10 protein-coding genes and 1 pseudogene are annotated in these 9,617 nt (G+C 68.4%); 7 read left to right on the top strand and 4 right to left on the bottom strand.

The genetic code is table 11. The features are described from left to right. The 4 genes from ACFVYE_RS46725 to ACFVYE_RS46740 all read right to left on the bottom strand — a co-directional run. Window positions 1-345: IS6 family transposase (locus tag ACFVYE_RS46725; protein WP_389609662.1), on the bottom strand; the 345-nt coding region annotated here is incomplete at its 3' end. 14 nt (window positions 346-359) lie between these two features. After that, complete coding sequence (locus ACFVYE_RS46730) at window positions 360-1,250, bottom strand: transposase (RefSeq protein WP_383979838.1); 891 nt, start codon at window positions 1,248-1,250, stop codon at window positions 360-362. Between the two features lie 158 nt (window positions 1,251-1,408). Continuing rightward, window positions 1,409-2,056: a LysE family translocator gene (locus ACFVYE_RS46735; RefSeq protein ID WP_389609653.1), complete on the bottom strand. Its 648-nt coding sequence runs from the start codon at window positions 2,054-2,056 to the stop codon at window positions 1,409-1,411. Next, window positions 2,049-2,672 (bottom strand): DinB family protein, encoded by a 624-nt coding sequence (locus tag ACFVYE_RS46740; RefSeq protein ID WP_389609655.1) that lies wholly within the window; start codon window positions 2,670-2,672, stop codon window positions 2,049-2,051. Before ACFVYE_RS46740 ends, ACFVYE_RS46735 begins: the two co-directional genes overlap by 8 nt. 200 nt (window positions 2,673-2,872) lie before the next feature. Between ACFVYE_RS46740 and ACFVYE_RS46745 the strand changes: the two genes are divergently transcribed. The 7 genes and pseudogenes from ACFVYE_RS46745 (at window position 2,873) to ACFVYE_RS46775 (ending at window position 9,447) form a co-directional block, all read left to right on the top strand. Continuing rightward, window positions 2,873-4,210, top strand: a complete 1,338-nt coding sequence (locus ACFVYE_RS46745; RefSeq protein ID WP_389609657.1) for a PLP-dependent aminotransferase family protein — start codon at window positions 2,873-2,875, stop codon at window positions 4,208-4,210. Window positions 4,211-4,709: 499 nt separating this feature from the next. Then, the gene (locus ACFVYE_RS46750; RefSeq protein WP_383979662.1) at window positions 4,710-5,633 is read left to right on the top strand and encodes an NADP-dependent oxidoreductase; all 924 of its coding nucleotides are present in this window, start codon (window positions 4,710-4,712) and stop codon (window positions 5,631-5,633) included. Between the two features lie 33 nt (window positions 5,634-5,666). Next, entirely contained in the window at window positions 5,667-6,605 is a 939-nt protein-coding gene (locus tag ACFVYE_RS46755) for an AraC family transcriptional regulator (RefSeq protein ID WP_383979664.1), read from the top strand. A gap of 686 nt (window positions 6,606-7,291) precedes the next feature. Beyond that, a complete protein-coding gene (locus tag ACFVYE_RS46760) occupies window positions 7,292-7,909 on the top strand; it encodes a TetR/AcrR family transcriptional regulator (RefSeq protein WP_079179858.1) in 618 nt (205 codons plus the stop codon). An 88-nt stretch (window positions 7,910-7,997) separates the two neighbouring features. Then, a complete protein-coding gene (locus tag ACFVYE_RS46765; protein WP_383979635.1) occupies window positions 7,998-8,792 on the top strand; it encodes an SDR family NAD(P)-dependent oxidoreductase in 795 nt (264 codons plus the stop codon). A gap of 111 nt (window positions 8,793-8,903) precedes the next feature. After that, window positions 8,904-9,041 (top strand): annotated as a pseudogene (locus ACFVYE_RS46770) (IS3 family transposase); the annotation flags it as partial. Window positions 9,042-9,138: 97 nt separating this feature from the next. Further along, the gene (locus tag ACFVYE_RS46775; protein WP_389609660.1) at window positions 9,139-9,447 is read left to right on the top strand and encodes a DDE-type integrase/transposase/recombinase; all 309 of its coding nucleotides are present in this window, start codon (window positions 9,139-9,141) and stop codon (window positions 9,445-9,447) included. The last annotated feature ends 170 nt before the right edge of the window (window positions 9,448-9,617 follow it).

The following is a 9,617-nucleotide window of genomic DNA, read 5'->3' on the forward strand; positions in this document are numbered from 1 at the left end:
CACGAGGATGTCCAGGACGTTGCCGTCCTGGTCGACGGCCCGCCACAGGTACTTCAGCTCACCGTTGATCCTGATGAACACCTCGTCCAGGTGCCCCTTGTCACCGGGCCGGGGACGCCTGCGGCGCAGCCCGTCGGCATAGGCCTGCCCGAACTTCCGGCACCACCGCCGGACGGTCTCGTAGGAGACGATGACGCCGCGCTGGAGCATCAGCTCCTCGACCTCGCGGTAGGACAGCGGGAAGCGGAAGTACAGCCATACACAGTGCGAGATCACCTCGACCGGGTACCGGTGACCCCTGTACGACGGCGACGCGCTCTCCACGGACGAGTCCCCCTCCGGCATGATCAACCCGAAGATCATCTCCCCAGCCAGCCAACGTGACAACGCCCCTGGTAGGCACTCAGCAGGGAGTAGACCTCCTGGGCGATGCCGGCCCAGGTCTTCGAACGCAGGACCCGTCGGCCCAGCATCGACTTCTTGATCGCGAAGTAGGCGGATTCCACTTCCCATCGCTCGTGATACAGGCTGACCAGGTCGGATGCCGGGTATCGGTGGTGGTCAAGGAGGTTGGTGGCCAGTCGGTAGAGCCCGGTCTGACGGCCCTGGCTGGTGGTGATGGTGATCTCGCACTCGATGATGCGGACCTCGACGCCGCCGAAGCGGGAGAGATAGGAGCCGTCGTCGAAGCGGGCCAGGACCGGGGGCTTGCGGGCGGCCGAGACGCGAGCCAGGAAGGCAGCCTCGGTGGCGGCGACGGCGGCCAGGTTGCGCGAGGCGGTCGGCCATGGCGGAGGCGTCGAAGTAGCGCCAGGCCGTTCCTTTCTTTTACAGACCTCGCCGCTGTCCGCCGACGCGGTTGGGCACGGGAGATATGCGTGGCAGGTGCGCCGCCCGTCGCCGCGCAGTGAGATGCGGCTACGGAGGTGTACTCGGAGACGATTTCGGCAAGGTAAGGGCAGTGGCCCAGTCGGCGAACTCGCCGTCGAATTCCCCGTCTTCGAAGCGGTCGGCGACGGTGACGCGCAGGTCGCCGAGTTTCGTGCCGAAGCGCTCGACGCGGTAATCAGGGGCGAGCGCGAGCAGGTCGTAGTGAACTCGCCGTCTTCGCCGAGGTGGCGTGGCCCTTGCGGGCCCTGTGCGAGACCCTCGATCTCGGCTTCACACCGAAGAACATCGAGGGCATGCGCTCGAAACTCAAAAGCATCCTGGCCGAGACCGAACCCGGCCTGTTCGCCCAGGCCGGCCATAGCGTGACCCGAAGCGCCTGACCACACAACCTCACCCAAGCCACGTCACGAACCGGACATCAACCCGCGAAACACCCCTCTCAGGAACACACGGAATTCCTGTCCCTGGGGCGGTAAAGCCCAGGTCGGCACCGGACCGCTCCCCATGTGCCGTGCCGTCAGCTCGACTTGACCGGACCTGAGGTGTCGAGGGCCAGCGAGATGGCGAGCGCGCCGAGCGCCGTGCCCATCGCGTAGCGCTGCACCTTGAGCCAGGAGGGGCGGCGCGAGAGGAAGACGGCGATGGTTCCGGCCGCCAGGACGATGGTGAGGTTGACCGCGACGCTGACCACGATCTGGATCGAGCCGAGCGCGATGCCCTGGAGGAGGACGTGGCTTTTCTCCAGGTCGATGAACTGCGGGATGAGCGAGAGGTACATGACGGCGATCTTCGGGTTGAGCAGGTTCGTCATCAGTCCCATCATGAATAGCTTGCGCGGCGAGTCGTGCGGGACGTCCTGCGGGGTGAAGACGGAGACGCCGCCCGGCTTCAGCGCGGTCCAGGCGAGGTAGGCGAGGTATGCCGCGCCGGCCAGCTTCACTGCGAAGTACAGCTCGGGCACGGCGATGAAGACGACCGACAGGCCGAGGTTTGCGGCCAGTAGATACACGATGAAGCCCAGGGCCACACCGCCGAGGGAGATGATCCCGGCGCGCCTGCCCTGGGTGATGCTGCGTGAGACGAGATAGACCATGTTCGGGCCCGGGGTGAGCACCATCCCGAGGGCCACCACCATCACGCCGAGGACCCCGCTCAGTTCAACCATGAAAACCCCTCATTCGCTGTGAATGTCCCGCTGCCGTCTCCGGACGCGCCCTGTCGGAGCGGTCACCGCGCTGTACCTCGGCGAGGTCGTGAGCGATGTCGTGGAGGAGATGACGGGTGAAGAAATCGACGGTGAGTCGCGAGTCGGCCAGGCCCGTGCCGTCGCGGTCCCAGTCGTCGGCGGTGAGCGTGGCCAGGCGGCGGGCCAGGGCCTCGGCGGCCCACCCCAGTTCCTCCGCCACCTGTCGCGGTTCCTCGTCGCGGTAGCGCTGGACGACGTCCGGGCGTTCTGCGACTGGCCCGACATCCGGCGCAGTGCGGTGGTCCGGTGCAATCGGTGTGGTTTCGAAAATTGCGTCGAGCCTCTTGTGGAACAGGAGACACATGTCACGGACGTGGCAGCCGTGTTCCAGCGGTGACCAGTGAGGCACGCCCGCGCGCTGGCCGTCGAGCCCTGGCCCCGTCAGGACCCGCTGCCACTCCGCCGCGTACTTCCGCAGCAGGCCGACGACCGTACCGTGCCTTACCAGGCAGGAGGTGAATCCGCACCGGTCACAGTCGGGCAGCGGCAGGGGAGTCCGGCCGAGCGGAGACCGAGACCATGCGGTCGTGTTCACTGCTGGTAGGACTCCTTTCCGGCGGTCGCGCGCCCTCTCGTGACGCATCCAAACAGGGGTTCCACAGCCCGGTGCACGGGCGAGGCTCGAAGCAATGCCGCGAGCATATTGCCCGCGAAACCTCGATGCAATATGCGTTATTGCACTCGGTGCAATTGTGTGGTTGGATGGCGGAGGCACGTGGACGAGAGGAGAGCGCCGTGAAGGACTATCAGAGCGTCGCCGACACGGTGGCCGAGGAGATCAGGGCCGGCATCCTCCGGCCGGGCGACAGGCTTCCCCCGCAGCGCAAGTTCGCCCAGCAGCACGGCATCGCCAACTCCACCGCCACCCGCGTCTACCAGGAACTCGCCCGACGGGGCCTCACTCTCGGCGAAGTGGGCCGCGGCACCTTCGTTCGCGCGGTCCCCCGTGCATCCGCGCCCGCGCTCACCGAACCCGCAGGCAGCCGGATCGACCTGGAGCTCAACTATCCGGTGGTGTCCGAGCAGGCCACGCTGCTGGCCAACGGGCTCGGCGGGCTGTTGCGTCCCGATGTCCTCGGGTACGCGCTGCGGCCCGTCGGCGCGGCCGGCGTTCCGGCCGTCCGCGAGTCCGCCGCCGATCTGCTCGCGCGTGGCGGCTGGCGCCCCGACCCGGCGCAGGTGCTCTTCGCGGGGAACGGGCGGCAGGCCATCTCGGCCGTCGTCACCGCCCTGGTGCCACCGGGCGCTCGGCTCGGCGTCGAGGAACTGACCTACCCCGTGATCAAGGCCATCGCCACGCGGCTCGGCATCACCCTCGTGCCCCTGGCCATGGATGCAGCAGGGCTGATCCCGGAGGCCGTCGAGGAAGCCCACCGCAGCGGTCCGCTGCACGCCGTCTACGTACAGCCGACTCTGCACAACCCGCTGTCGATTACGATGCCCCGGGAACGGGTGGAGCATCTGTCCGATGTCCTGTTGCGGTCGGGGATCCCCGCGATCGAGGACGCCATCTGGGCCTTCCTCCACGACGAAGTGCCGCCGCTCGCCTCTCTGGCCCCCGAGCAGACCGTCCTCGTCGACAGCCTGTCCAAGCGCATCGCCCCTGGCCTGACCCTCGGGTTCGTGGTGGCGCCCGGCTTCCTGGTGGGCGAGATCGCCACGTCGCTGCGCTCGGGGGGTTGGACCCCCATGCGCTTCGCACTGGAGGCGGCCTACCACTGGCAGCAGGACGGCACCGTGAAGGCGCTCGTACAGGCCAAGCAGCGGGAAGCCGCCGTACGGCAGGAGATCGCGGCCCGGCACCTCGGCGGCTTCGCTGTGCGGAGCGACCCGCGCTCGTACCACTGCTGGTGGCAACTGCCCCGCCCGTGGCGCGCGGACACCTTCGTCGCCGCCGCCGCCCGGCACGGCATCGGAGTGGTGCCGGCCGCCGCGTTCACCGTCGGCAATAACCACGCCCCCAACGCGATCCGGCTGGGGCTTGCCTCCCCGCAGACCGACGTTCTCTCCCAGGCGCTGGCCACACTGGCCGAACTCGCTCGGTCCGCCCCGGACGACCTCGTCACCGACTGACGCCTGCCCGCGCGCCGGCGACCGTCCGGCGAAGACCGAGGCGAGCCCACGGCCACAGACACGGGACCGGCATCGAGATCGTCGAGCGGAACCCGCAGGACAAGAGCTTTATCGCGACTCCGAGGAGGCCGGGCGGCCCTCGTAGTCGCGGAAGCTCAATCTGCTGGGATGAAACCGTCCTCTACGTGTGGTTCTGCGGGCGCTGGTACCCGACGCTGAGGTTCCCGGCCTCACAGCTGACCCAGAGACCCGGCTGTGCGGACTGGCAAGGCCGACGCGCCGCTCGGCCCTGCCTGCGGACGCCACGGCCTGATCATCTACCTCATGATCGTCGAGTAAGGGTGTCATCGATGTCTGAGGCATTTACGGCCGAGAATACCCGCCGACAAGACGCTGGGACATGTAGCCGAGACGGAAGGCTATTCTGCGGCTCATTCGATCTTCCTAAGGTTGAGGACATCAAGCCGGACATCAACCGGTCGAACCAGGGAGAGTTACCGTGCGCGCAGTGTTCCAGAAGTCTTTCGGCGGCCCCGAGGTCCTCGAGGTCGCGGAGACCGAGCGGCCGAAGCCACTACCCGGCGAGGTACTTGTCAAGGTTCACGCCAGTGCGGTCAACCCGGTGGACGTGTTCGTCAGGTCCGGCGCTTTCCCACTGCTCGGTGAGCCGCCGTTCGGCGTGGGCTGGGACATTTCCGGGGTGGTCGAAGAGGTCGGCCCCGGCGCCAGGTTCGAGGTGGGTGACGAGGTATACGGGATGCCGTTCTTCCCCCGCGCCGCCACCGGGTACGCCGAGTACGTCGCCGCACCGTCCCGCCAGGTGGCTCGCAAGCCCGCCTCGCTCGACCATGTGCACGCCGCCGCCATCCCCCTCGCGGCGCTCACGGCCTGGCAGGGCCTGGTACAGGCGGCAGGCGTCAAGGAGGGCGACCGGGTACTGATCCACCGGGCAGCCGGTGGTGTCGGCCACTTCGCGGTGCAGATCGCGAAGGCACACGGCGCCCATGTGATCGCCTTGGCCAGTCCGGCCCGGCACGATTTCGTCCGCGGCCTCGGCGCCACCGAGGTCATCGACCACCGGACCACCGACTTCACCGAGGCCGTCAAGGACGCCGACGTGGTTTTCGACTCCACGGCCCAGGGCGATCTCTCGCTCAGTGTGCTGCGCCCCGGCGGCGTACTCATCAGCATCGTGGAACACGCCGACCCAAAGCTCGCCGTACGCGTCGAGGCCGCCGGGCGGCGCTTCGCCGGCATCTCGGTCGAGCCGGACTACGCCGCGCTCGAAGCGATCGCCGACCTGGTCGACGCGGGCCTGATCCGCCCGCACGTCGAGGAGACGTTCCCGCTGGAGGAGGCCGCTAAGGCACATGAGCTAGTCGCCTCGGGACACGTACAGGGCAAGATTGTCCTGACGGTCTGACCGCGACGGGCCGAACCAGGGAGAGCAAGGCGGATGGATATCCTCACCGAGGCGCTGGCCTCGATGCGCACCGGGCACCCGGCATCCGTACGGACCAACGGCCGCGCCCCCTGGGGCGTGCGGCTGCCGCCAGTCGCAGGCGCCGGGTTCCATGTGGTGCTGTACGGGACCTGCTGGCTGGTCCCCCTCAATGACACACCACCGCATCTGAAGCCGATCCCGCTGAGCCCCGGTGATGTGATCTTCCTGCGCAGCGGGCGGGGCCATATCCTCGCCGATCATCCCTCCACCCCGGCCGTGGAGGCCACGGCGGAGCAGTTCCAACGGGGTTCACCGATCGGCTCGCTCACGCTCGGTGGCAAAGGCCCCGAGACCAGCCTCCTGTGCGGCGACTACCAGCTGGATCAAAGCCGCCCGCACCCGCTGGTGCGCCACCTGCCCGAGGTGATCCATCTGCCGACGCGGCACGGCCGCCATCCGGAGTTGAGCGCCGCCGTCCAACTGCTCGGCTCCGAGCTGGAAAACCCACGCATCGGCTCGGACGGCATCGTGCCCAGCCTGATCGACTCGCTGCTCCTCTACATCCTGCGGGCCTGGCTGGACGATCAGCCCCCGACCGCCGCCCAGGGGTGGGCTGCGGCCCTGGGCGACTCGGCGGTGGCGCCTGCCCTGTCGGCGATTCACGACGACCCGTCGGTCCAGTGGACGGTCGAATCGCTGGCCGAGCGGGCAGGGCTGTCCCGCGCCGCCTTCGCCCGACGGTTCGCCTCGCTGGTGGGCGAACCGCCGATGGCCTATCTGACCCGCTGGCGCATGACGACCGCCGCCCGTCTGCTGCGCGAGTCCAACGCCTCACTGACGACGGTCGCCGCCCGCACCGGATACGGCTCGGAGTTCTCCTTCGCCAGAGCATTCAAGCGGGAGTACGGCCTGGCCCCGGGCGGCTACCGGCGCCAGACCAGGGCTGCCTAGTGTCCTGCGCCAGTAGTTGAGCGTTGGTTGTCGTGTGACTTGTTCCACTGATCGTGCGCCCGCAGGGTCTGCGCACTGTTCCGCCGGAGTCGGCCCTGGTGGACTGCACCACAAGCCGCCGCGCACCGACCTGGCGCGCCGGATCTTGACCAGAGGGGGCAGTTTCCCCCGACGCGTAGGCCTGGGATCCGCACCTGCTCCGGCACTCAGGCCGCTACGAGCAGGATGTTGAAGGCGGCCTTGTCCTCGATCCGCGCGGAGGTTGCCGTCGATCGCGGTGATCGCCGGTGGCGCGGGCAGCAGTTCGACAGCCTCGCTGGCCACAACACTGATCCAGCCGTGCCGCTTTTCGGCCCCTCGAACGCGGTGCTGGGCGGCCAGAACCGCGTGGGGACCGGCCTGTTCCCACCGGGACAGCAGCCGATCGCTCGCGCCGGCCGCGTCAGGGTGCGCAGCCGGAGCTCGGCGTACAGGGAGCGCATGGACGAACGAACCGCTCGGCTGAGACCAGCGGGCGGCCCGCCAGGGCCTCGTCGAGGGCGGTCCGGGTCGCCTCCACGATTCCCGGATCGGGCACCGACATCCGGCCGATCAAGCCACGCACTCCAGTCCGCCGCTCGCCGTGGCCGGGGTCCTCCGGGCAATGCAATTTGAAAAACCGACTCGAAGGTATTTAGTATCGGGGCATGGGAAGGCCAGTGGATCAACTGACACCGAAGGGCGCTGCGACGCGCCGGGAGATTCTGCGCGCCGCCGCCCGTGTCTTCGATGCCAAGGGGTACGCCCTGGCCCGGATGGACGACGTGGTGAGCGAGACGGGTCTCACCAAGGGCGCCGTGTACTTCCACTTCAAGAGCAAGGCCGCCCTGGCCCATGCGGTCGTCGACGATCAGAAGCAAGGGATGCTTGCGCATGTGCGCAGGCAGCTCGAGGGGCTCGGAGGGCCGGCCGCGCAGGTACGCGGCCTCGTCCCCGTCCTCGTGGACCTCGTCATCGCCGAACCCGCGGGATGGTCCGTCGTGCGGCTCGATCGTGAGCTCACCACCGAGTCACCGCAGGAACACGCCCAAGTATCCGTTCTCGCGGAGTGGGTCGGCCTGGTCGAAGAACTCCTCCTCGCCGGCGCCCGCGCGGGCGACCTGCACTTCTCGGCCGACGCCCACGCACTGGCGACCGTATTCGTAGGTGCGTTCGACGGACTGAAGGGCGTCCTCGAGGCCACGGGGCGCGCCAATCCCGAAGAGCTGCGCCGTGCGGCGGGCGTTCTCGCCGAAGTCATTGAGGCGACCATCGAAGCTCACTGAACGCGGGCAGTCCGGACATCACGCCCGTCGGCACGCCCGGCCTTTTCAACACCAAGAAAAAAACCTTCAAGTAGGTATGGAGACAGATATGAACTACTCGGACACTCTCACCTCCCAGCTGGCCGTCGTCACCGGCGCTTCGTCAGGGATCGGCGCCGAGTTCGCCCGCCAGTTGGCTGCCCGCGGTGTGGACCTGGTCCTCGTCGCCCGTTCGAAAGACAAGCTGGAGGAACTCGCCTCGGCCCTGCGGACCAAGCACGGCGTGACCGTCAGACCCATCGCCCTCGACCTCTCCCGGCCCGACTCCTCCGAGACCCTCGCGCGCACGCTCGACGAGCAGGACGTCGCCGTGGACATCCTCATCAACAACGCCGGCTTCGCTTCCCACGGCGACCTCGCCGAGGCCGACCCCGGCCACATGGCCTCCCAGGTGCAGCTCAACGTCGGCACGCTCGTCGGCAACACCACCCGGCTCCTGCCCGGCATGGTCGAGCGCGGGCGCGGCACCGTCATCAACGTCGCCAGCACGGCCGGATTCCAGGCGGTACCGCATATGGCGGTCTACTCCGCGACGAAGGCATTCGTCCTGTCCTTCACACGTTCCCTCTGGGGCGAGACCCGCGGCACCGGTGTGACCGTCCTCGGGATCTGCCCGGGCGCCACCGACACCCCGTTCTTCGACGTGGCCGGTGACAACGCGTCGGTCGGCGCCCGGCGCACACCGCAGCAGGTCGTCGCCACAGCACTCGCGGCGCTCGGCGGGCGCAAGGCGACCGTCGTCGACGGCGCCGGCAATGCCCTGGTGTCACGCGTCGTCAGCCGCCTGGTACCCGAGCGCCCCCTGATCCGCATCGCCGAACGCAGCGTACGCCCGAGCGCGTAAAGGGCCCGCCGGCGAGCCGCGAACGCACCCCACCTCACCGCGCTCGTCCGCACCCGCCGTCGGCGGCCCAAGCCTGCCCGGTGCCTGCGCGGTGAACGGACCATTGGGCACATACATCGCATCGATGCGGCCTCGGGCAAGACCTACGGAGCCTGGCGGACCCACGGCCAGTTGCGGCGCAAGGACCTTGCCGCGGCCCGGCGCGCCATCGAGCGGCTGATGCGCGAGGACGGCCCGGAAGGTGTGGTCCGCGGACAGCGGCACCACACCGCCATTCCTGAGCCGTCCGACCCAGACCGCCAGGCCCGGTCCACCGACGCTTCACCGCCCACTGTCGCAATCAGCTGTGGGTCGCCGACCCTATATCCGCACGTGGTCGGGCTGGGTCTACGTCGCCTTCGTCCCGGACGTGTATTCACGGATAATCGTCGGGCGGCAGCTCGCCACCCACGTGCGCACCGATCTCCCCCTGGACGCCCTGGAGATGGCGTTCTGTCGGCGTGGAATCAAGAAGGGCTTGGGTCTGATTCATCACAGCGACCGCGGCTCACAACCCGGACTCAATCCGCTACGGCGATCGGCTGCCGAAGGCCGGCGCGACCGCGTCCGTCGACTCCATCACGGACAGCTACGAAAGCAACTTGACGAACTATAGGAGCGTCAATGCCACGACCGGGGCCCTCAACGGCTCGTTCAAGGCTGAGCTGATCGAGCACCAAGGACCCTAGATGCAATACCGGTGTTTTAGGGCTTCACTCGTGGGGTTGGGACTGTTTTGGTGGGCTCGGCGAGGGTGACGACGGGGGTGTCCGGGCGAGGCGGGTT

Origin of the sequence: Streptomyces sp. NPDC058239 (assembly GCF_042882185.1) — a bacterium.
Taxonomy (GTDB): Bacteria; Actinomycetota; Actinomycetes; order Streptomycetales; family Streptomycetaceae; genus Streptomyces.